The following is a 21,078-nucleotide window of genomic DNA, read 5'->3' as shown; positions in this document are numbered from 1 at the left end:
TGCTTCAACCGCCTCAAACACTTTCGCCGTTTCGCCACGCGCTATGAACGAAGGACCATTCACTTCACAGGATTAATCCATCTCGCCGCAATCATGATCTGGAGTTGGTGAATGTCGATCGGTCCTAGCGCCCGGCAGATCGCCACTGCTTGACGCTGGCCGTCCGAGAGACTGCCGACAGGCGCCTCCGGATCGGAAATATGGGCATCGAGTTCGTGCAGCAGGCCGTCGACCCGTTCCCGCATCGCCTTTCGCCTCAGGAACGGAACCCCAAGCACCGTGCGCTTCAGCTCCCGCCCGAGAAAGACGTTTTCCGCGATCGACAGGTTCTCGGACAAAGCCAGTTCTTGGAAGATCGTTGCGATACCCGACGTTGCCGCATCCTTGGGGGAGGAGAAATGCACCGGCTGGCCGTCGACCAGCAGTTCGCCGTCGCTCTGCGGATGAGCGCCGGCGAGAATCTTGATGAAGGTGGATTTTCCGGCTCCGTTGTGGCCGAGAAGGGCCAGAACCTCGCCACCGTTGATTTCGAGATCGACCCCCTTCAGCGCGGTAAGCGCGCCAAAGCGTTTGGTGATCCCGGTTGCGCGCAGGAAGGGTACGGTCATCGTGCTATCCTTTGCGATGGATCAGTTGGTCTGGCTCGCCCAGCGAAGGATGTTCTTCCAGATCGTCGCGTAGCCGGCCCAGGCGACGAATTCGTTCGGCACCCAATGGGGTCCGATATCGGAGGTCCAGGCTACGGTGCGGCCCTTGCCGTAACTGCCGGTGACGAGAAGCGGATGACCACCCTCCTCTTCCGGAAGCCTGGCAAGCACCTCAACGCCATCACCTTCCTTGACGACGACCTCGTTAGCACCGAGAAGCAGCGGCCATTCGCCTTCGATGCCGGCCAGGATCGGGTGGTTCTTTGGTCCCGTGACAACCGCCTTGAACCCATCCGGCACTTCCAGCCGATCGTCATAGGGAAGGCAGGTGACGGGTAGCGCCTCTTCTACCGGCGTGCGGCGCCAACGGGCCTTGCCGTCGATGCCTTGGAAGGAGAAATAACCGCCGGCCATGACGAGGCCGCCGCCGGCCTTAGTCCACTCGCGAATGATCTTCAGGCGATTGGCAACCGGCTTGCCCTGCAGCCAGACAGCGGGCGGCAACAGTAGCGAATTCGCACCGATGTCGGAAAGCACCAACGGTCGCCCATGCAGCCAGAGGCTCAGGAAAATGCCTGCGAATGCATCGCCAGCGCCGGTCGCATCGACGCGGCTGACCGGCAGTGCCGGCACCTCGATCGGCGGGCCGCCGCCTTTGCGGAAGACGACAGCGCCGAATTCGCCTAACGTCAGCACCACGTCGCCGCGCCACTTGACCCGCGTGATCGTACGGGCGGCTTCCTCGATCATGGAGGCGAGCGGCGTGCGGATGGAATAGATCTCCCGCAGCGTATCGTCGTTGATGAAGGTAAGGTCGACATGGCCGATGAGCCGCTCGAAGGCCTCTGGATTGCGCGACCCTTCCGGCAGACCGGGGTGTGAAGGCTGATATTCCAGCCGGCATCATGGAAGCGGGCAATCGACGGCATCATCCGCTCATAGTGGAAACCCTCGATATGCAGGCATGACCGCACCGGGCCGGGCGCGATATCCATATTGGCGGTGAGGTCGATCTCGCTGAGTTCGAAGGTCTCGTGAATAATCGTGCGGCCGCCATTGGCCTCGATCTCGGCGGTTTCGGCTTTGACCGGCACAGTCCCATTGAGGAAATTGGACACCGTGCCAACGGAAACACCGGCGGCGTGCGCGACATCCGTAATCGTGGGGCGGCCTTTTTTTATCGTTTCCTTGCCGATTGAAGCGCTTCAAGCGTATGGTTGACTTTCCCAACCGTCAAAGAAATGACGTTCCAATTTATGCCGATCTTTGTTGATATTCCGCACAAAATCAGGCCGAACTTGGAACGCACCCCTTCAAATCCGACAAATTGAAAATATTTCAATCCAGGATTGGCGCCCCCCTAAATGCATCGCGACCCGGCTTGGGCCGATGGGCGTAACTGCGCCATGTTCGCACGAAGACCGAAGAGATGGACCGGCCGATACTCGGATGGCACCGTTCGAGTGCGATCAGCCAACGCCTGGCGACAAGCCTGGGTATCGGGCCGGTTACCGCCAGTGCGATCGCAGCGACGATCACGGATGCCTCAAGCTTCCATCAATTGCTTGATGGGGTTTCGACCCTAATGCCGTTCTCGTCGATAAACACAAGGTGCTCAGCATCAAGGCGATGCTGCAAGGTCTTCCATCGCTTTCCGCCTGAGCGCTACTTCGGCACGAGCCTGTTCAGCGGCCAACAGCGTCATTGATGCGCAGGCCCTCGTGGCGTCGCGCTATCCGATTTTCGCGACGCCCATCTCGCCAGGCGAGGTGATGGCCTTCAGGCCCCGTGCCAGACGCTTGAGCGTATCAGGAGTATAGAGATCGTAATAGGCCTGGTTCTTGCGGCCAATGCCATGTTCGGCACTGAAGCTGCCGCCGAAATCCTCCACTGCCACCTTGAACACCCAATCGCGCAACCGCTCCTGGAAGGTCGGGTCCGCAGCCAGCGCACCGGTTTCAGGCACCACGACATTCAGATGCACGCCGCCATCGGCGATATGGCCGAAATCGCAGATGATGGCCTCGGGGAAGAGCACCGGCATGTCGCGTTTCATCCGCTCGCAGAAATTCATGATCTCGCCACGACGGAAGGACACATCCAGCGCCGTGAGCTTGCCATAAGACTTGACGCCCTCCGACAGCGCATGCCGCATGGCCCACATCTCGTGGGCAGGGCCGACGTAAGCGTCGGCAAGCGGCGCTTCCGCGCTTTCCAAGATTTCGGCCAGCACCCCATTCAGCACGTCCTCAAGCGGTTCCTCGCCGTCGCGCCGCTCCCAGGTGCGGCTCAATTCGGTCAGGATCATGTAATCGGGCACCGCCCCGCCCTGAAACGGATTGCGTAAGCTCGGCACATGCGCCAGCGCCGCGCGCATGGAGTTGCCGGACATGCCCTCGAAAGCCGAGAGATAGGCGCCGAGCCGGTCCTCCATCATCTGCAGCAGCGGCATGACATGGGCAGCGCTTCGCGGCACGAGATAGGCCGTCGCTACCTGCCGCGGCAGCCGTTCCAGATTGAGCACGCCCTCAGTGACGACACCGAACACGCCGAACGTTCCTATGAAGATCTGCTTCCAGTCGAGGCCGGTATTATTCTTGCGCAGATCGCTGCCCAGATCGACCACCGTGCCTTCCGCGTCCGCCAGGACCGCCGTCAGGCCCAGGGTATTGCGGCGGACATCTCCGTATTTCAAAAAGCGAGAACCACCCGTATTGGTGGCCAGCATGCCGCCGATGGCCGGATCCGCACCCAGATCGATCGGGAAGAAAAGCCCGTGCGGCTTCAGTCGCCGGTTGACCTCGGACAGCCGCATGCCCGCGCCCACGCGCAGCGAGCGGTTGTCAATATCAAGCTCGAACACCTCTGTCATACGGTCAAGGCTGAGCACGACCTGGTTACCGGAATCATCCGGTGTGGAACCGGAAACCACGCCCGTATTGCCCGATTGCGGGACGACCGCGATGCCCGCCCCGACACAATAGGCAAGGCATGCGGACACCTTATCCGTGCTGCACGGCCGCAGCACCAGTGCGGCAACGCCCCGGTCGAAACGAATGCCGGTCTGGTAAGGCGCGATATCCTGTTCATCGGTGAGCATGCCCTTCTCGCCAAGAATCCGGCCAAGAGCCTCGATATGACGTCGATCAATCATCCTGTTTTTCCTAGATGTTCAGCCACTGCGGTCGCCGTTTCTGCAGGACGGCGTCGATGCATTCTCGCTGGTTGTCCAGCAGGTTGTCGGTCATGATTGCCAGATCGCAGGTGGTAATCAGCTGGCAACCGGCGGCCGTGGCGCTGCCGTGCACCGGACGATTGAGCGTCAGGGTCGCGATACCCCTTGCGACGGAACGGGTCAGAATGTCTTCCGACGTCATCTCATAGATCCATCTTGCGCATGGCGAATTTCTGGATCTTGCCAGTGGATGTCTTCGGGATCTCGGCGAAAACAACGCGCGTTGGGCATTTAAAGCGCGCGAGAAGCCTCCGGCAATGCTCGATCAGTTCCTGTTCGCTGGCCACCCGTCCAGCCTTCAGTTCCACAAAGGCGACGGGCGTCTCTCCCCATTTCTCGTGCGGCTTAGCGATCACGCCCACCACCGCCACCGCCGGATGCTTGTACAGCGCATCCTCGACTTCGATAGACGAGATGTTTTCGCCGCCGGAAATGATTATATCCTTGGAGCGGTCCTTGAGCTGGAGATAGCCATCCGAGTGAATCACGCCGAGGTCGCCCGAGCGAAACCAGCCGGCCGCAAAGGCTTCTCTGGTCGCCTGCGGATTTTTCAGGTAACCCTTCATGACGATATTGCCACGCATCATCACTTCACCCAGCGTCTCGCCATCGGCGGGAAACGGGTGCATGGTCTGCGGGGCGAGCACAGCAAGGACGCAAAGCGTCAAATAAGACACGCCCCGACGCGCCTTCTTCGCCGCCTTCTGTCCGCCATCCAGTGCGTCCCAGTTGAAATTCCATTCATTGATCACTGCTGGACCATAGGTTTCCGTTAGTCCGTATATATGGGTCACGTCGAAACCAGCTTCTGCCATGGCAGACAGGACCACTTCGGGCGGTGGGGCGGCGGCGGTGTTGAAGGTCACGGTCTGGGAAAAGCTGCGGCGATCACACTCCTCCGCATTGACCAGCGCCGACATCACGATCGGCGCGCCGCAGAGATGCGTAACGCCGTGATCGGCAATGGCGTCGTAGATCGATTTCGCGCGCACCCAGCGAAGGCAGACATGCGTTCCCGCCTGGACCGAGACCGCCCAGGGAAAGCTCCAGCCATTGCAGTGGAACATGGGCAGCGTCCACAGATAGATCGGGTGCTTGCCCATGCCCGCATGGATATTGTTGGCCAACGCCGCCAGCGCCGCGCCTCTATGATGGTAGACCACACCCTTGGGATTGCCGGTGGTACCGGACGTGTAGTTCAGCGAGATTGCATCCCATTCGTCGGTCGGCGTGGTCCAGACGAAGCCCTCCTCACCGCCCGCGAGAAACGCCTCATAGGTCATGTCGCCGATCGTGGCTGCCTTTGGATAGGGCGCATCGGCTGGATATTCCGTGTCCTCGAAATCGATAACCAGCGGCTTGACGTTGGCGTTCTTGAGTGCCTGTTTCATCACGTCGGAAAACTCCGTATCGACGATGACGACCCTGGATTCCGCATGATCGAGCTGGAAGGCGATGCTATCGGCATCCAGACGCGTATTGATGGAGTGCAGCACCGCGCCGTTGGCCATCGGAACGCCGTAGTGGGCCTCCAGCATGGGGGGTGTGTTCGACAGCATCACGGTGACGGTATCACCCTTGCCGATGCCGTGCTGGGACAGTGCGGAGGCGAGCCGCTGGCAGTTGACCCAGAATTGCGCATAGCTGATCCGCCGTGATCCATGGATCACGGCGGTGCGGGAGGGGAAGGTGCGCGCCGCCCGTTCCAGATATGTGATGGGCGTCATCGCGCTGTGATTGGCCTCGCAGCGCTCAAGACCGTCGTCGTACTTGTTTGTCATCGCAATCCTCCCACATGCATTCAAGCTGCCGTTTGTGACAGCCTATGCAACCTTGATGACGACACGTCCGCGGATTTTGCCGGCAATGATGGCTTCCGCCAGAGCCGGAAGATTGCTCATCGGCTCCACCGTAGTCATTTCCGCGAGCTTAGCGGCATCCAGGCTTTCAGCCAGAAGCTCCCAGGCGCGCTGGCGCTTCGCATGCGGTGCCATGACGGAATCGACGCCGATCAGTGCCACACTGCGCAGGATATGCGGCATGACGGTACAGGGAAGATCCGCACCGCCCGCCAGTCCGCAGGCGGTGATAGCGCCTCCATAGACCGTCTGAGCCAGCACGTTGGCAAGCGTGGTCGAGCCGACCGTATCAACGCCGCCAGCCCAGCGTTCCTTCTGGAGTGCACCGCCCTTTTCCGACAATGCGGCGCGATCCACGAAGGAGATCGCGCCGAGCGATTTCAGATAGTCGTGGGTCTCGGGACGGCCTGTCGATGCGGTGACGTTATAGCCGCGCCGCGACAAAAGCGAGATCGCAACCGAACCGACACCGCCCGCCGCGCCGGTGACGATCACCTCACGTCCACCCTTTTCGACGACGCCCCAGTCTTCGAGCGCGTTGACGCAGAGCGCCGCCGTATAACCGGCGGTGCCGACCGCCATGGCCTGCTCGAAGCTCAGCGCTTCGGGCAGGCGGATCAGCCATTCCGGCTTCAGGCGCTGGAACCGGGCGTATCCACCCCATTCGGTCTCGGACAGGCCCCAGCCGTTGACAACGACGCGATCGCCCGTCTTCCAGTCGCCGCAGCGGGACTGCACCACCGTGCCAGCCAGATCGATGCCGCCGACCATGGGGAGGCGGCGCGCGATGCGGCCCTTGCCGGCAATCGCCAGGCCGTCCTTGTAATTCAGGCTGGAATATTCGATTTCGACCAGAACGTCGTGGTCCGGCAGGGCATCGATCGTAAGCTCGCGCAGCGCCGCCTTCGGCTTGCCGTCGACATCCTCGATCATCATGGCGGTAAAAGCCTTGGTCATCTCGTATCTTTCGTTGTTCAAATCTTGTTTCCTGAGAAAAATCAGCGCGCCTTCCGATCGGCGACCGGCTTGCCGGCCTCCTTCCACGCGCTGAAACCACCGCGCATGCTGCGCGATTGCAGCCCCATCTCCTGCGCCGTGCGCGCCGCCAGCAGCGAACGCCAGCCGGATGCGCAGTAGAACACGAAGGTCTTGCCGCGGGCAAAGACCGGCTTGTGATAAGGGCTTTCCGGATCGATCCAGAATTCCAGCATGCCGCGCGGCGCGTGCACGGCATGTTCGATCATACCGTCTCGTTCCAGTTCACGGATGTCGCGAATATCGATAAGGACCATGTCCTCTCCGCCCGCAGCGGCTGCCACGTCGTTCACGCTGACCGACGTCACCACGGCCTCGGCCTGCGCCAGCATGTCCTTGTAACCCAGGGCCATCAAAACTCTCCTGTTTTTTCCGACGTCGTAACGCACGGAAAACGCTGCACGGTCGCGTACACCAACGGCATCAGCGTCCAAGCGAATAGAACTCGTCATTCGGACGCATGCTGGTGACGTTGGCGAGGCGATTCGACATTCCGAAAAAGGCAGAGATCGCTGCGATATCCCAGGCGTCGTCCATGGAGAGACCATGCGATTCAAGGACGGCGATGTCGTCGTCGCTGACCTCGTAGGCACGCGCTGAGACCTTCATGGCGAAATCGATCATCGCCATCTGACGTGGCGTGATATCCGCCTTGCGGTAGTTGATAGCGACCTGGTCGGCGATCAGCGGATTTTTGGCGCGGATGCGCAAGATGGCGCCATGCGCCACGACGCAATACTGGCACTGGTTGGCATTGCTCGTGGCCACTACGATCATCTCGCGCTCGGCCTTGGTGATTTTGCCGGGCTTGTCCATCAAAGCATCATGATAGGCAAAAAACGCCCTGAACTCGTCCGGCCGATAGGCAAGTGTCAGGAACACGTTCGGCACGAAACCGGACTTTTCCTGCACGGCAAGGATTCGGTCACGGATATCCTCGGGCAGATCCTTGATCTCCGGTACCGGGAAACGGCTGATAGCTGGGGCGTTCATAATGTCCTCCTCCAAGGATGATGGCGTTAATTGCCGACGGCAACCGAAAGCGCCTGCTGGTAATGGGTGATCGCATCGGGCACCTCTCCGACATAAGGCTCGATGCTGACGATACAGGTATGGGCCGAGCAGCCCTGACCGAATTTCGAGGTCGGAACATCGAGCGTCAGCACATTCGGATTGCCCGAGATTTCGAGCCCGTTGTTGCCGGTCGGCGTGAACCATGCTCCGGTCGGCAGCACGACCACGCCGGGTCGCACACTGTCCGCCACATCGGCTGTCGCCAGGCACTGGCCACGCTCGTTCCACAATCGCACCGTCTGGTCCTGCCCGATACCGAAGCGTGCCGCATCCTGCGGATTGACGCGAACGACCTCGCGTCCGTTCTTTTTGAGCCGGCGGCTTTCCGATCCGGTCTCGAGCTGGCTGTGAAGCCGCCCTGCCGGCTGGTGCGAGATCAGATGCAGTTGGTTTTCCGGATCGACGCTTCCGAGCCACTCGGCCGGTTCGATCCAGGCCGGATGACTGCGGCAATCGTCATAATCGAGCTTTTCCAGCATCCTGCTGCCGAGTACGATCCTGCCGGATTCTGTCGCCAGCGGATGCGCTTCAGGGTTCACCCGGTATTCGGCCAGATAGGTGTGGTTCTCCTTCACCGGCACCCGCGCGTAACCCTGTTCCCAGAACGTCTCGAAATCCGGCATGTCGAAATCGAGCCTGTCCTTCGCATCCTTGCGCGACAGGTCATAAACATGGCGAATCCAGCCCATCTCGTCGCGGCCTTCGTTGAAGGCGTCGGCAACGCCGAGTTTTTCCGCAAGACCATTGAAGATGTCGAAATCTGAGCGTGCCGCGCCGATCGGCGAAATCGCCTTGTGCATGGCCAGAATGAAATCGGAACGTTTGTTACCAGCCAGATCGTTGCGCTCGATCGAGGTCGAGGCCGGCAGGATGATATCGGCGCGACGCGCCGTCGGCGTGAACATCGGATCCTGCACGATGATGGTTTCCGGGCTCTGCCAGCCCTGCATCAGCCGGTTGAGATCCTGGTGATGATGGAACGGGTTACCACCGGCCCAGTAGACCAGCTTCACATCCGGATAGGTGCGCTCCTTGCCCTCGTAAGTGTAACCCTTGCCCGGATAGAGCAGCATGTCGGTGATACGAGCGACCGGAATAAAGCTGTCGATCGCCTTGCGCCCGACGGACATGGCCGGCGACTTGCCGATACCGAAAGGCGCGCCTACGCCGCCAAGCGAAGCATAGCCATAACCAACGCCACCGCCGGGAAGCCCGATCTGTCCGGCCACGGCGGCCAAGCCGAGCCCGGCCCAGAACGGCTGTTCGCCGTGATGGGCGCGCTGCAAGCTCCAGCTGACGGTAATCATGCTGCGCGTCTTGACCATCACCTTAGCAAGGTCGGCGATCTTGTCGCGGTCGAGGCCGGTGATCGCCGCAGCCCAGGCCGCATCCTTGCGCTCGCCGTCACTTTTACCGGTGAGGTAATCGAGGAACGTGTCGGATCCGCTGCAGCAACGCTCGAGGAATTCGGCGTCATGGGCATCGGCCTTGACAATTTCGCCGGCCAGACCGAGCATCAGCGCGGTATCGGTATTCGGCCTGATCGGCCACCATTCGGCGTCGATCCAGTCCGGCAGGTCGTCTTTTAGCGGCGACACGAGGATGACGCGGACATTCCGCTCGGCCATCCGCTTAAGGTAACCCTCCAGACGATGAGCGCCAAGACCGCCCGCTTCGCTCTGCGCCGTGCGCGGCGACAGCGAACCGAAGATGATCAGGGTTTCGGTATTCTCGCTGATCCCGTCCAGCGTATTGGCCTGGCCGCCGCAGGCGACATCGCTGCCCAGCGTATGGCGCAGGATTACCGGCCCAGCGGCAATGCTGTAGGTATCCACATGGCCGGTGAAACCACCAACCATATTGAGGGTGCGCTTGAGCAGCGTCGAGGCATGATGAAACCGGCCGCAGCTGGTCCAGCCATAGGAGCCGGCAAAGAGCGCCTCATTGCCGTAAGTCCTGCTGACACGGGTGATCTCACCCGCCACCAGATCCAGCGCCTCATCCCAGCTTACAGGAACGAAGGTCTCGCTGCCGCGGCCGCTCGTATCACTTTTCTCGCGCTTTTCCAGCCAGCCGGAACGCACCATTGGCCGCAGAACGCGGCGCTCTGGATTGGCCCATTCCTTGACCGAGTGGATGATCGGCGAGGGCGAAGGATCGTGCTGGAACGGCTCGACGGCGACAATCTCGTTCCCGTCCACCAGCAGCGTATAGGCACCCCAGTGGCTGCAATGCGGGATGCGCTTGATGTCAGCCATGATACACCTTACCTTGGTTTTCTTGTGTTCTGTTCATATCACCGCCTCGATCAGGAACGGCCCTTTTCGCGCGCAGGCGCTCTTCAGAATATCCGCAAACTGATCGGCCGTTTCGGCCCGCGCCGCTTCAACGCCCATGCTGTTTGCCATGCCGACCCAGTCGAGTGTCGGATCGACGAGATCGAGCATCCGGCTGGCATTGTGGCCAGCGGCACCTGCGCCGACATTGACCAGTTCGCCATGCAGGATCTGGTAGCGACGGTTGGCGAACACGATGGTCAGTGTGTCGAGCCTTTCGCGCGCCTGCGTCCACAGCGCCTGCACGGTGTACATGCCGCTGCCATCCGCCTGCAGGCCGATAATCTTGCGATCCGGGCAGGCGATCGCCGCACCCGTGGCCAGCGGCAATCCCATGCCGATCGCGCCGCCGGTCAGTTGCAGGAAGTCATGCGGTTCCGCGCCGTAGGTGTGCCGGAAGAAATCGCGGCCGGACGACACCGATTCGTCGCAGATGACGGCGTTTGCAGGCATGAAATGGGCAAGTGCTACGGAGATCGCCTCCGGCGTCAGTGCTCCGGTCGGCATGGCCGGCGTCTCGCGGGCTGACAATTGCGGCGTCACATCGCGCGATACTCCAAGCGCGTCGGCGAGCATGACGATCGCCTGCGCGATATCGACCGCTCCCGGCGCCATGTCGAGCACGGCACAGCTGTCCGGCAACATGCTGCTCGGCTTTCCCGGATAGGCGAAGAACCCGACCGGAGCCTTGGCGCCGATCAGGATCACCTGTTCCGTTTGCGCAAAGCACTCGACCGCCTTTTCGATCACATAGGGCACCCGATCGACCGGCACTCGGCCGGCACCGCGCTGCATGCGCCCGTTGGACTGCTGCGCCATCAGCCGCGCACCGGTGGCCAGCGCGATCCGGCTGAGGACCTCAAGGCTTTTCTCGCGCAGTGCCAGACCGGAGACGAGAATCTTTGTGTTTTTATCCGACCGCAAGGCGACGGCCGCCTGGCGCAGCAGGTCCTCGTCCGGAGGGGACGCCGCCGCCAGTTCGACGGCAGCAGGAAGAGGCACGGAAACGTCGCCCCAGGCCGTGTCCGCCGGCAGGATCAGCGTCGAGACCGCCCCCGGCGGCCTGCGCGCGACGACGATCGCCTCGCCGGTCGCCCGTCCGACCTCGTCGGCCGAACCGATGCGCTGGACCCAGCCCGACATCGGCCAGGCAAGCGATTCGATGTCCGAGGTGAGCGGTGCATCATATTTCAGGTGATAGGTGGCATGATCACCGACGATATTGACGATCGGCGTATTGGCCCGCCGGGCGTTGTGCAGATTGGCAAGACCGTTCGCCAGACCGGGGCCGAGATGCAGAAGCGTCGCGGCCGGTTTGTCGGCCATGCGGGCGTAGCCGTCGGCAGCCCCCGTCACCACGCCCTCAAACAGGCCGAGCACGCAGCGCATCCTTGGCTGCCTGTCGAGCGCTGCCACGAAGTGCATCTCCGAGGTGCCGGGATTGGCAAAGCAGACATCGATATCGTTAGCGAGCAGTGTTTCGCACAAAAGGTCGGCACCGTTCATCAGGCATTGTCCTTGGTCTGGGTTGCAGAGAGTTCGGCCAGTGCCGAAAGTTCAGCCCATCGCGGCTCGATTGCGTCGACGAGAGTGAGGAACAGCGCATATTTGCGCTGCGCGTAATCGGCGACTGCGCCCTGTTCCGGCCGGGACACATCATCGGCGGGGCCGATCCAGTCGTCACCGAGCGTCTGCCGCGATGCACCGAGCAGATGCATCGCCCCGAGCGAGCCAACACCCTTGAGGCTGGCATGGCCGGTCGTGGTGCGATGCACGTCGCGAAGGTTCGACGTCGCCATGAACGACGTGAACGCATTGTCGGCGGCAAGCCCGCCGCCAAGCGCGATCGCGCCGCCGCCTTCGGCCATCATGTCGTGGCTCTTGCGGGCGAGAAAGACCAGTGCCTCACGTGCCGCCCAGGCGATCTGCTCCGGCGTCGTGGCCGATGTCAGGCCGATCATCGCACCCTTGGCATGTGGCGTCGTATAGGGCGACCGCTCGCCGCCGGGCTCGAAGAACGGATGCATGATAAGGCTCGAGAACGCCGGCTTTGCGCCGCGCGACAGGTCCGCGCGGCCGGTCAGCCGCGCCACATGTTCAAACAGCGTCGTTCCATTGAAGCTCGGATAGGAGCAGAAATACCCGCCGATTGCGAAAGGCTGGATCAGCGCGCCGGAGGGCTTGTTGCGGATTTCTGAGGGGTCCTCGATCAGGCAGGCATGGATGGCGCTGGTGCCGAAGATCGAGCAGCGATCGACATTCTGCCGCAGCCCAAGGCCAAGCCCGATCATACTCGCCTGTACGTCTCCCGGCCCCATCAGCACCGGCAGGCCGGACGGCAGGCCGAGATCACGCGCCAGATCGTCGGACAAACCGGCGACGCACTCGCCGATCGGCTGCATGTCGGGAACAAGCGACGTCCCCCTCTTCAGCCCGAGGACCTGATCGATCTCGGTTATGAGTTCACCGGTCCGCCAATTGCCCCAGGTATGCAGAAGCGATGTCGGCTCGGCCCTGACTTCACCGGTCAGGCATAGGAACAGCCATTCCTTGATGCGCAGCACATGCGCCACCTGTTCATAGCGCTCCGGCTCGTTGAGCTGCAGCCACAGCAGCTGGACGCTCTGCGTTGCGGCGGTTGGACGAACCGAGGTCAGTTTCTCGACGCAGGTGAGAACGCAGCGGCCATCAAGCCTTGAGACGAGCGAGCGGCTGCGGCCATCCAGCCATGTCATTGCCCGTCCGACGGGGTCGCCATGCCGGTCGACAGGCCATAGCCCGTCGCCCTGACCGGTGACCACGAGACCGATCGCCGTGCCCTGTGTCTGCGATACACAATCCTTCAATACCGCAAGCGCATCGTCCCGCGACACCAGCATATCCTGCTCGACCTGCAGTCCCTCGCGGCGCAGCGCGCCGTTGGCGCGCTCCGTCACGACGACAAGCCGGCCACGCGTGTCGAAGGCGGCAGCCTTGACCGTCGTCGTGCCTGAATCGAGGCAGAATATCAGATCGTCCACGGGATTTGCCTTCTGGATCAGGATGCGTGCCGCAGGCCTTCGAGCGCGGTATTGCTCTGCTGGCCATAGGTCTTGAACTTTTCCAGCACCGCCGCGATCTGGCCATCGGTCAGCACCGGCGGCTCGCCGAACGGCAGGCAAAGCAGGTATTGGTGGGCGAGTTCCTCGACAGTCACCGCCAATGCCAGAGCGCGAGCGATCGACCCATGCCCGGCGATCACCCCATGATGCGCCATCAGGCAGGCACGCCTATCCTGGAGGGCTTCCACCACCCGGTCGGCCAGTTCCTGCGATCCGAAAATCTCGTAAGGCGCACAGCGGATCGAAGGGCCACCGGCACCGGCAATCGAATAGTGGATCGCCGGGATGTCCTTTTCCAGAATACTCACCGAGGTCGCATAGGTGGAATGGGTATGCACGACCGCGTGCAGATCCGGCCGCGCCATCAGGATATCACGGTGGAACCGCCATTCGCTGGAGGGCAGGACATCCCCCTTGTAGGTCGCGTCCCACTGCATGGCGACCACATGTTCCGGCGCCAACTTGTCATAGGGAATGCCGGTTGGCGAAATCAGGAAACCGTCTCCGTGACGGACGCTGATATTGCCGGCTGTACCCTTGTTAATGCCGAGCCGGTTCATGGAGCGGCAGGCTTCGATCAGTTCGGTGCGGAGGGAAAGTTCGTCGCTCATGCGGTTTTCGCCCTGTTTGCGATATTGGGTTCTTGTCCGGGCAGAACGTCGGCATAACGTTCCGCCTCGACACCGTATTCTTGAAGAATTTCCGCCGTGTGCTGGGCATAACCCGGCGGCTTCATCCGGTAGCTGGCCGGCGTGCGCGACATCTTGATCGGGCTGCCCGTGCCGCGGAATTCATCGATGTCGATCACCATCTCGCGGTGGATCGTATGCGGATCGGCCACCACCTGGTCGATGCTGCGGACAGCGCCGCAGGGGACGCCGGTCTCAATCAGATCCTTGGCGATGGTGCTGCAGTCGAACGAGGACAGGCCAAGCTCGAGCTCCACTTTCAGAGCATCGCGATTGTTGTTGCGATGTTCGTTGGTGGAGAATTTCGGATCGTCCGCAAGATCGGGCCGGCCGATCATCTTGCACAGGATGACGAACTGCCGGTTGTTGCCGACCGCCAGAAAGATCGGATCGGTCGCCGTGGCAAACGTGTCATAGGGGCAGATATTCGGATGGGCATTGCCGGACGGCCCTGGCACCTTGCCCGAGAGATAGTAGTTCGGCAGATGCGGATGCAGCAGCGAAATGCCGCAGTCGTAAAGCGTCGTTTCGACGAACTGGCCCTTGCCGCTGACCGCCCGCTCGTTGAGCGCCAGGGTGATGCCGATGACGGCATTGAGGCCGGTCACCATGTCCACCACCGGCAGCCCGACGCGTAACGGATCGCCGCCGCGTTCGCCATTGACGCTCATGATGCCGCAGGAGGCCTGGATCGCCGCGTCGTAACCGGGCAGACCGCCCAGCGGGCCGTCGCCGCCAAAGCCGGAAATGCGGCAATGCACGAGCCTCGGAAACCGCTCCGTCATCATCTCGCGTGTCAAACCCCACCTCTCCAGCGTGCCCGCCTTGAAGTTTTCGATCAGGACATCGGCCGTTTCAAGCAGATGCAACAGCAATTCCTGACCGGCCGGCTTTGCCAGGTCGAGCGCCATGCCGCGCTTGTTGCGGTTCAGCCCGAGAAAATAGCTGGCAGCACCGTCATGGAAGGGTGGTCCCCAGCCGCGCGTCTCGTCGCCGCCCGGCGGCTCGACCTTGATCACGTCGGCGCCGTGATCCGCCAGAACCTGGCCGGCATAGGGTCCGCCCAGCACGCGGCTGGCATCGATCACCTTCAGCCCGGCAAGCGAGCCGGTGTTCGGTATCTGTGTAGTCATGATCTCATTCCCATTGTTTTCAACGCCGGCTCCGATTGCGCGGCAATGTCGCGGCGCATCTGGGTGGCGAATTCCGGGTAGGTTTCGGCCAGTTCGCCGAGAACGCGGCCTCTCAGGAGGTCGAAGGCGATATCGTCGGGGCCGGGTGTCGTCTCAGGGCTCTCAGCATGCTCGAACGAAAAGCCGGTCGCTTCGGTGACGTCTGTCAGGTCGCTGCCGGCATGGACGCTTTCCAGCGTGAAACCCGGCCGCTCTTTGTCGAAATGGAACAGCGCCTTGCTGGTCAGCAGAGCGTAGGGGCCGCCGGTACGGTAGACGCCAGGCTCGCTCGTTCCCGGCGCACTGATGAAATCCACCTTATCGACGAAGACCCGCGGCGAATGCTCCTCGCGAAACAGGATGACGCGCGGCACGACGAAATAGAGATAGGCCGAGCCGAATGAACCGGGCCAGCGCACGCTGGACTGCGGATAGTCACCAACCCCAACCAGATTGACATTGCCGGCGCCATCGATCTGGCCTCCGCCGAGGAAAAAGGCATCGATCCGGCCCTGGCCGGCACAATCGAACAGTTCCACCGAACCATTGGTGAAAAAGTTGTGCTCCACCGATCCGAGGATCGATATGCGGACCTGCTCCCGCTTTTCATGTTCGTTCAGAGCCCGCCGCAGCATGGCGCCGGCGGCCGGCATCGGCGAGGATGCGCCGACGGCCACATGACGGACGCCATCGAGAAGCCGGGCAATGGTATAAATCAGCGTCTCGCGCGCAAGAGGCGTTCTCATTGTGCCGGCTCCATCGCAGTCGATCCCACGTACTGCGCAAAACCTTCGGCGCTGCGGGCGGCCTTGGCGTATGCCAGCAACTCTGCCCCATCCACCGGATATTCGCCCCACAGGCCGTAGGGCCAGGCGCCGCGCGGTGCGAGGCCGATATGGCTGATATAAAGCGCCGGCAGCGTGCCCGCGGCACTCTGTTCATCCGCCAGCAGACTGTGGTCGACGATCCGCTCGACGGTGACGATGGTGTTCTTCGAGGCATAGGCCATGCTGGCCAACTCGCGGCGCCGTCCGATCCAGACATTGCCGAACCGGTCGGCAACAGGCGCATGAAATATCGCGATATCCGGATGGATTGCGGGGATCAGAACGACCGGGTCCGGGCTTTCCGCAAAGGGGTTGTCGATCACCCGCCAATCCGGACGGTTGGCGAGCACGTCGGTACCGATCAGCCCGCGCATCGCCGTGAAGGGACTGCCCTTCTGAGCCGCCAGCAGCCCGGCATGAATGGCAGGGCACGTGGCATCGTGAATGGTGATCGTTCCGTCCTTGACGGCCTGGTTGAAACGAGGTGCACCACCAGCCTCGCCGAGCGACATCGCACTGGTTTCAACCGATCCAACCAGCCCCGCCCCGATCAGCATATCGGCCTGAAGGCCGCCAGTCGGAACGCAGACAAGGCGAAGATTGCGGGCACCATGGGAAATCAAGGGCCGGGTCATCGCCATCGACACGCCGGCATAATCGACCGGCAGCACCACGCACATACCGTCCTCCACCTGACGTGCAAGTTCGTGCAGATCCTTCAGCACACCATCCTCCAACCCGCCGGCGGACGCCGGATTTCGCTGCAGCGCCTCAACGAGGCTCCTCCGCTGCAACACGCCAATCTTTTTTGTGTTCCATTATTTGGAACATAATTCTGAATTTCACAATAAACCCCGGTTCGGGTGTCTGTCAATCACCGTTTCGAAACTGTTCGTCACACCATCTTGTGAGAACCGGGGAATCACCCGCTTGACAAGTGATGGATCCCGAATAAGCTATTTATGAAATATTGTTCTAAATATTAGAACGCGTGGGAGGAGACCATGGCAGAGACTTCAACGTGGCGCGCAGAGCGCCGCGAGGGTTCGCACGACTCGCAAAACAAGACCGTGCCAGCATCGAAACGACAATCAGCCCTCGCGCCGGCTATCGGCGCCAGTATATGCATCGACCATGTCGGCAAGACCTATGGTAGCTTTGTTGCCGTGGACGACATCAACCTGGATGTTGCCGCCGGTGAATTCATCACCCTGCTTGGCCCATCCGGCAGTGGCAAGACCACGCTGCTCAACCTCGTCGCCGGTTTCCAGAAGGTCAATTCCGGTCGTATCCTGGTGGACAGCAAGCCGGTCCAGAATGTGCCGCCGCACAAGCGGGGTTTCGGCATGGTGTTCCAGAGCTACGCACTCTTCCCCAACATGACCGTCACCCAGAACGTCGCCTTTCCGATGCGGATGGCAGGCATCGATCGCGAAACGACCAACAGGCGCGTCGCCGAAACGCTGGAAGTGATGCGGCTGTCCGAACACGCGACCAAGATGCCGAACCAGATGAGCGGCGGCCAGCAGCAGCGCGTCGCGATCGCCCGTGCCATCGTCATGCGGCCCCGCGTCGTGCTGATGGACGAGCCGCTCAGCGCGCTCGACCGCCGCCTGCGCGAATCGATCCAGATCGAGATCCGCGAACTGCACCGCACGATCGGCAGCACTATCCTTTTTGTCACTCACGACCAGGGCGAGGCGCTGACGCTCAGCGACCGAATTGCCGTGCTCGATGCCGGAAAGATTGTGCAGATCGCAAGTCCTGTCGAAATCTACCGCCATCCGGCCACCAAATTCGTCGCCTCCTTTGTCGGCGAATCCAACCTCATCGATGCGGAACTGGTGCAGCGGCGCGGCACGCGCCTGGTGCTGAAGAACCGCGCCGGCCACACTTTTGAAGCGGAAAGCCGCAATCCCGACATGGTTGGCCGCGCAACCGTCCTTGTGCGCCCCGAACGCATCGCCATCAGCGATACCCTGTCTCCCAACGCACTTCCCGTCACCGTCACATCCGCGCTGTTCCTCGGTGAACTGCTGCGCATCGAGGCGGAGATGGAGGGCGGCGAGAAACTGTTGATCCGCTGCCCCGACACCCAGGCCCGCCGGCTTCCCGAGATCGGCGAAAAGCTCTACGCGCGCTGGGACGCGGAAGATTGCTGGGTGCTGTCATGACCCTGGCGGCAACCGATTTCCCGTCCACAAGACCTGAAAGACAGACGCTGTCGGAGCGGTTGAAGAACCCGGCGCTGCTGCTGATACCGGCAGCAGCCTTCCTGGCCTTCATCTACGTTTGGCCGCTGATCGACCTTTTCCGCCTGAGTGTCGGCGGACCAACCTGGTCGACGCATTTCGAACGGGTCTTTTCCGTGCCGCTCTACTGGCAGTCGCTCGTGCGGACCATGGAGATTTCCTTTACGGTGGCCGGGCTCTGCCTTGTCTTCGGGTATCCGACCGCGCTGCTGATCCACCGCAGCCGCGGCATCGTTCAGGTGCTCGTCGCGACGGCCGTCGTACTCCCCTATTTCATCGCCATCCTGATCCGCACCTATGCGTGGATGGTCCTGCTCGGCCGCAACGGGCCGCTCAACAAGATCGCCATGTGGCTTGGCATCTTCCAGGAGCCGGCGCAGCTGCTGTTCAACCGGGGCAGCGTGCTTCTCGGAATGACCGCAGTGCTTCTGCCGCTGATGGTCCTGAGCATCTATTCGAGTGTTTCGCGCATCGACCAGGGTCTGACACGCGCGGCCCTGGCAAGCGGAGCCGGGCCGATCGCCGTCTTCTGGCGTGTGCTCCTGCCGCTGACCATGCCCGGCATGGGGGCCGGCTTCCTTCTGGTCTTCGTCACCGCACTCGGCTTCTTCATCACGCCGACCCTGCTGGGTGGCCCCGGTGACCAGATGTTTGCCATGCACATCACGCAGCAGGCGGACTTCCTGACCAGCGAAGGGTTTCTGCAGGCTCTGGCCGTCGTGCTCCTTCTCATCACGCTGATCGTGGTTGGTGTGGCCGGCAGGTTCCTGGGCTTCGAATTCATCTGGGGCGGCGGAAAGCTCACCGACGCGAAGCCGACGACCCCAAAAGGGAGCAAGGCTGCCCGCGGCAACACATTGGGCATGATGGCGGCCGACACGATCGGCTGGCCGCTCCTGCGGCTGCTTGGCAGGCTGCCCGCCAGCGCCGGCGAATGGACGGTGCGCGCCATGGGCGGGCTGGTGATCCTGATGCTGATCCTGCCGATCATCGTCGTCATCATCATCTCGTTCAGCAGCGCCAGTTTCCTGACGTTCCCCCCGCCAGGCTTTTCCCTGCGGTGGTACGAGAAGTTTTTCTCCGATTCGGAATGGATGGCGGCCTTTACCGCGTCGCTGACGATTGCCGCCATGTCCGCCTTCATCGCGGTCGTGTTCGGCGCCTCGGCGGCCATGGGAATCGTACGCAGTTCGATCAAGAGCAAGACCGCGATCATGCTGCTGCTGGTCAGTCCGATCATCGTGCCACCCGTCGTGCTGGGCCTTTCGCTATACAGCCTGTTCCTGCATTTCGACCTGATCGGCTCGATGTTCGGACTGGCAGGCGCCCATGCGATCGGTGGCATTCCGCTGGTCGTGGTGATCATCGCCGCCAGCCTGCAGGGCGTCGACAGCAAGCTGGAACAGGCCGCCGCCATCCACGGCGCTTCGCCGCTGACGGTGTTCCGCAAGGTGACGCTGCCGGCGATCGGGCCCGGCCTTGCGGCGGCAAGCTTCTTTGCCTTCCTGCATTCGTTCGACGAACTCGTGCTGTCGCTCTTCCTATCGAGCGCCCAGCTGAAGACCCTGCCCCTGCGTTTGTGGGCAGACGTGAACTACCAGCTCAATCCGGTGCTCGCCGTCGTGTCGACACTGGAAGTGCTTCTGGTCGTCGGCGGTATCCTGCTTGCACGGCCGGTTCTGGCCGGCCCCAAGCGTGCCGCCGTATAACACCGCATACCAAGTCCAAGAGGAGGAAAGCCAACATGCTGAGGAGACATGTCATGGGAGTACTGAAAGCAAGCGTAGCCACGGGATTGCTGGCAACGGCAATCACGCTGGGCGGCATTACGGGAGCCGCCGCCCAGAGCAAAGAAGTGATCATGCAGGATCCGGGCGGCGCTTATGGCGAAGCGCTGCGCAAGATCATGTACGATCCCTTCGAGAAGGAAACCGGCATCAAGGTCGTCACCGTGCAGGAAGCGCGCAGCGGCCCGAAGATCAAGGCGCAGGGTGCGACCGGCAAGGCCGGCTGGGACCTGACCTTCATCTTCGACCAGGAAACCAAGCTGCTCGGCGATTGCTGCCTGCTCGATATCGATTACAGCAAGCTGTCCGAAGGCGCCCAGAAAACGCTGGCCACCATGCCCGACAACCTGAAGCGAAAAAAGGGTGTGGCGCTGCAGGTGATCGGCGTCGCCCTCGCCTATAATACCGATAAGTACACCAAGACCAAACCGAACAACTGGGCCGACTTCTGGGACGTCAAGGCGTTTCCCGGTAAGCGCTGCATGCCCGGCTGGTCCCGCTTCGTGTTCGAAGCAGCCCTGATGGCCGATGGCGTCGCCAAGGACAAGCTGTACCCGATCGACATGGACCGGGCCTTGAAGAAGATCGCCGAGATCAAGCCGTCCGTCAGCAAGTGGTGGACGACGTCAGCCCAGGCGCCCCAGCTGATGCTCGATGGTGAAGCCGACATGTGCATGGCCTATGCCGGACGCATCAACAACCTCATCGTCAACGAAGGCGCCCCGGTCAACATGACCTGGAATCAGGGCTTTATCTACTACGACTTCTTCGCGATCCCTAAAGGGTCTCCCAATCCGGAAAATGCGTTGAAACTGCTGTCCTACCGGCTTGAAGCCGACCGTGCAGCAGCGCTTTCCACCGCCTATCCGGTGCCGGTCCCCTCGCCGCTCGTCTACGAGGCCGCCGATCCGCAGGTCAGCCGCCTTTGGGGCAACAACCCGGACAACGTCAAGCAGGCGGTCGAATGGAGTGCCGACTACTGGGGTGCGCCTTCGCCAGACGGCAAGTCCACCAATGAAGAATATGCCCAGGAAAAGCTGAACGCGCTTCTGGCCCAATAACAT

19 protein-coding genes and 1 pseudogene are annotated in these 21,078 nt (G+C 61.8%); 4 read left to right on the top strand and 16 right to left on the bottom strand.

All coding sequences use genetic code 11. From position 1 onward, the window contains the following. Positions 1-59: 59 nt before the first annotated feature. The 3 genes from HGO38_RS27840 to HGO38_RS31290 are packed head-to-tail and all read right to left on the bottom strand — an operon-like array spanning position 60 to position 1,765. Positions 60-608, bottom strand: a complete 549-nt coding sequence (locus tag HGO38_RS27840) for an ATP-binding cassette domain-containing protein (protein WP_250959065.1) — start codon at positions 606-608, stop codon at positions 60-62. A 21-nt stretch (positions 609-629) separates the two neighbouring features. After that, positions 630-1,436 carry a PfkB family carbohydrate kinase gene (locus HGO38_RS27835; RefSeq protein WP_250959069.1) on the bottom strand — a complete coding sequence of 269 codons (807 nt, stop codon included), beginning with the start codon at positions 1,434-1,436 and terminating at the stop codon, positions 630-632. After that, positions 1,394-1,765 carry a hypothetical protein gene (locus HGO38_RS31290; RefSeq protein WP_250959064.1) on the bottom strand — a complete coding sequence of 124 codons (372 nt, stop codon included), beginning with the start codon at positions 1,763-1,765 and terminating at the stop codon, positions 1,394-1,396. The genes HGO38_RS27835 and HGO38_RS31290 overlap by 43 nt, the downstream gene beginning before the upstream one ends. Positions 1,766-2,046: 281 nt before the next feature. On the opposite strand from HGO38_RS31290, the pseudogene HGO38_RS27825 reads away from it, so the two are divergent. Continuing rightward, positions 2,047-2,202 (top strand): annotated as a pseudogene (locus tag HGO38_RS27825) (IS110 family transposase); the annotation flags it as partial. Between the two features lie 177 nt (positions 2,203-2,379). On the opposite strand, the gene HGO38_RS27820 reads toward HGO38_RS27825, so the two are convergent. The 13 genes from HGO38_RS27820 to HGO38_RS27760 all read right to left on the bottom strand — a co-directional run bounded on the left by HGO38_RS27820 (position 2,380) and on the right by HGO38_RS27760 (position 16,700). Next, a complete protein-coding gene (locus tag HGO38_RS27820; RefSeq protein ID WP_250959063.1) occupies positions 2,380-3,801 on the bottom strand; it encodes an FAD-binding oxidoreductase in 1,422 nt (473 codons plus the stop codon). Between the two features lie 10 nt (positions 3,802-3,811). Then, positions 3,812-4,024, bottom strand: coding sequence for a hypothetical protein (locus HGO38_RS27815; protein WP_250959062.1), 213 nt, complete (start codon positions 4,022-4,024; stop codon positions 3,812-3,814). A 1-nt stretch (position 4,025) separates the two neighbouring features. Continuing rightward, positions 4,026-5,663, bottom strand: a complete 1,638-nt coding sequence (locus HGO38_RS27810) for an acyl-CoA synthetase (RefSeq protein WP_250959061.1) — start codon at positions 5,661-5,663, stop codon at positions 4,026-4,028. 42 nt (positions 5,664-5,705) lie between these two features. Then, complete coding sequence (locus HGO38_RS27805; RefSeq protein ID WP_250959068.1) at positions 5,706-6,698, bottom strand: MDR family oxidoreductase; 993 nt, start codon at positions 6,696-6,698, stop codon at positions 5,706-5,708. Positions 6,699-6,739: 41 nt separating this feature from the next. Next, positions 6,740-7,129 (bottom strand): rhodanese-like domain-containing protein, encoded by a 390-nt coding sequence (locus HGO38_RS27800; RefSeq protein WP_250959060.1) that lies wholly within the window; start codon positions 7,127-7,129, stop codon positions 6,740-6,742. Positions 7,130-7,199: 70 nt separating this feature from the next. Further along, on the bottom strand, positions 7,200-7,769 hold the full coding sequence (locus HGO38_RS27795; protein WP_250959059.1) for a peroxidase-related enzyme: 570 nt from the start codon (positions 7,767-7,769) through the stop codon (positions 7,200-7,202). A 26-nt stretch (positions 7,770-7,795) separates the two neighbouring features. Next, entirely contained in the window at positions 7,796-10,108 is a 2,313-nt protein-coding gene (locus tag HGO38_RS27790; protein ID WP_250959058.1) for a molybdopterin-dependent oxidoreductase, read from the bottom strand. A 33-nt stretch (positions 10,109-10,141) separates the two neighbouring features. Continuing rightward, positions 10,142-11,692 (bottom strand): acetolactate synthase large subunit, encoded by a 1,551-nt coding sequence (locus HGO38_RS27785; RefSeq protein WP_250959057.1) that lies wholly within the window; start codon positions 11,690-11,692, stop codon positions 10,142-10,144. Beyond that, a complete protein-coding gene (locus HGO38_RS27780; protein WP_250959056.1) occupies positions 11,692-13,206 on the bottom strand; it encodes an FGGY family carbohydrate kinase in 1,515 nt (504 codons plus the stop codon). Before HGO38_RS27780 ends, HGO38_RS27785 begins: the two co-directional genes overlap by 1 nt. A gap of 17 nt (positions 13,207-13,223) precedes the next feature. Beyond that, positions 13,224-13,898, bottom strand: a complete 675-nt coding sequence (locus HGO38_RS27775) for a class II aldolase/adducin family protein (protein ID WP_250959055.1) — start codon at positions 13,896-13,898, stop codon at positions 13,224-13,226. Further along, positions 13,895-15,109, bottom strand: coding sequence for a CaiB/BaiF CoA transferase family protein (locus tag HGO38_RS27770; protein ID WP_250959054.1), 1,215 nt, complete (start codon positions 15,107-15,109; stop codon positions 13,895-13,897). The genes HGO38_RS27775 and HGO38_RS27770 overlap by 4 nt, the downstream gene beginning before the upstream one ends. Then, the gene (locus HGO38_RS27765) at positions 15,106-15,894 is read right to left on the bottom strand and encodes a CoA transferase (RefSeq protein WP_250959053.1); all 789 of its coding nucleotides are present in this window, start codon (positions 15,892-15,894) and stop codon (positions 15,106-15,108) included. Before HGO38_RS27765 ends, HGO38_RS27770 begins: the two co-directional genes overlap by 4 nt. Beyond that, complete coding sequence (locus HGO38_RS27760; protein WP_352230515.1) at positions 15,891-16,700, bottom strand: CoA transferase subunit A; 810 nt, start codon at positions 16,698-16,700, stop codon at positions 15,891-15,893. The genes HGO38_RS27765 and HGO38_RS27760 overlap by 4 nt, the downstream gene beginning before the upstream one ends. 279 nt (positions 16,701-16,979) lie before the next feature. Here HGO38_RS27760 and HGO38_RS27755 point away from each other — a divergent pair, with 279 nt between their 5' ends. The 3 genes from HGO38_RS27755 to HGO38_RS27745 are packed head-to-tail and all read left to right on the top strand — an operon-like array spanning position 16,980 to position 21,075. Next, positions 16,980-18,149: an ABC transporter ATP-binding protein gene (locus HGO38_RS27755; protein WP_250959052.1), complete on the top strand. Its 1,170-nt coding sequence runs from the start codon at positions 16,980-16,982 to the stop codon at positions 18,147-18,149. Then, positions 18,146-19,936 carry an ABC transporter permease subunit gene (locus HGO38_RS27750; protein WP_250959051.1) on the top strand — a complete coding sequence of 597 codons (1,791 nt, stop codon included), beginning with the start codon at positions 18,146-18,148 and terminating at the stop codon, positions 19,934-19,936. Before HGO38_RS27755 ends, HGO38_RS27750 begins: the two co-directional genes overlap by 4 nt. Before the next feature lie 53 nt (positions 19,937-19,989). Then, positions 19,990-21,075, top strand: a complete 1,086-nt coding sequence (locus HGO38_RS27745) for an ABC transporter substrate-binding protein (RefSeq protein ID WP_250959050.1) — start codon at positions 19,990-19,992, stop codon at positions 21,073-21,075. The last annotated feature ends 3 nt before the right edge of the window (positions 21,076-21,078 follow it).

This window comes from Rhizobium sp. CG5 (assembly GCF_023701945.1).
Classification (GTDB): Bacteria; Pseudomonadota; Alphaproteobacteria; order Rhizobiales; family Rhizobiaceae; genus Allorhizobium.
This window is presented reverse-complemented; position numbering and strand designations above follow the sequence as displayed.

Coding starts and splice junctions, on each gene's coding strand:
- HGO38_RS27755 (WP_250959052.1), top strand. CDS start 16,980: ATGGCAGAGACTTCAACGTGGCGCGCAGAGCGCCGCGAGGGTTCGCAC.
- HGO38_RS27840 (WP_250959065.1), bottom strand. CDS start 608: ATGACCGTACCCTTCCTGCGCGCAACCGGGATCACCAAACGCTTTGGC.
- HGO38_RS27800 (WP_250959060.1), bottom strand. CDS start 7,129: ATGGCCCTGGGTTACAAGGACATGCTGGCGCAGGCCGAGGCCGTGGTG.
- HGO38_RS27815 (WP_250959062.1), bottom strand. CDS start 4,024: ATGACGTCGGAAGACATTCTGACCCGTTCCGTCGCAAGGGGTATCGCG.
- HGO38_RS27745 (WP_250959050.1), top strand. CDS start 19,990: ATGGGAGTACTGAAAGCAAGCGTAGCCACGGGATTGCTGGCAACGGCA.
- HGO38_RS27770 (WP_250959054.1), bottom strand. CDS start 15,109: ATGACTACACAGATACCGAACACCGGCTCGCTTGCCGGGCTGAAGGTG.
- HGO38_RS27765 (WP_250959053.1), bottom strand. CDS start 15,894: ATGAGAACGCCTCTTGCGCGCGAGACGCTGATTTATACCATTGCCCGG.
- HGO38_RS27810 (WP_250959061.1), bottom strand. CDS start 5,663: ATGACAAACAAGTACGACGACGGTCTTGAGCGCTGCGAGGCCAATCAC.
- HGO38_RS27785 (WP_250959057.1), bottom strand. CDS start 11,692: ATGAACGGTGCCGACCTTTTGTGCGAAACACTGCTCGCTAACGATATC.
- HGO38_RS27805 (WP_250959068.1), bottom strand. CDS start 6,698: ATGACCAAGGCTTTTACCGCCATGATGATCGAGGATGTCGACGGCAAG.
- HGO38_RS27775 (WP_250959055.1), bottom strand. CDS start 13,898: ATGAGCGACGAACTTTCCCTCCGCACCGAACTGATCGAAGCCTGCCGC.
- HGO38_RS27795 (WP_250959059.1), bottom strand. CDS start 7,769: ATGAACGCCCCAGCTATCAGCCGTTTCCCGGTACCGGAGATCAAGGAT.
- HGO38_RS27790 (WP_250959058.1), bottom strand. CDS start 10,108: ATGGCTGACATCAAGCGCATCCCGCATTGCAGCCACTGGGGTGCCTAT.
- HGO38_RS27820 (WP_250959063.1), bottom strand. CDS start 3,801: ATGATTGATCGACGTCATATCGAGGCTCTTGGCCGGATTCTTGGCGAG.
- HGO38_RS27750 (WP_250959051.1), top strand. CDS start 18,146: ATGACCCTGGCGGCAACCGATTTCCCGTCCACAAGACCTGAAAGACAG.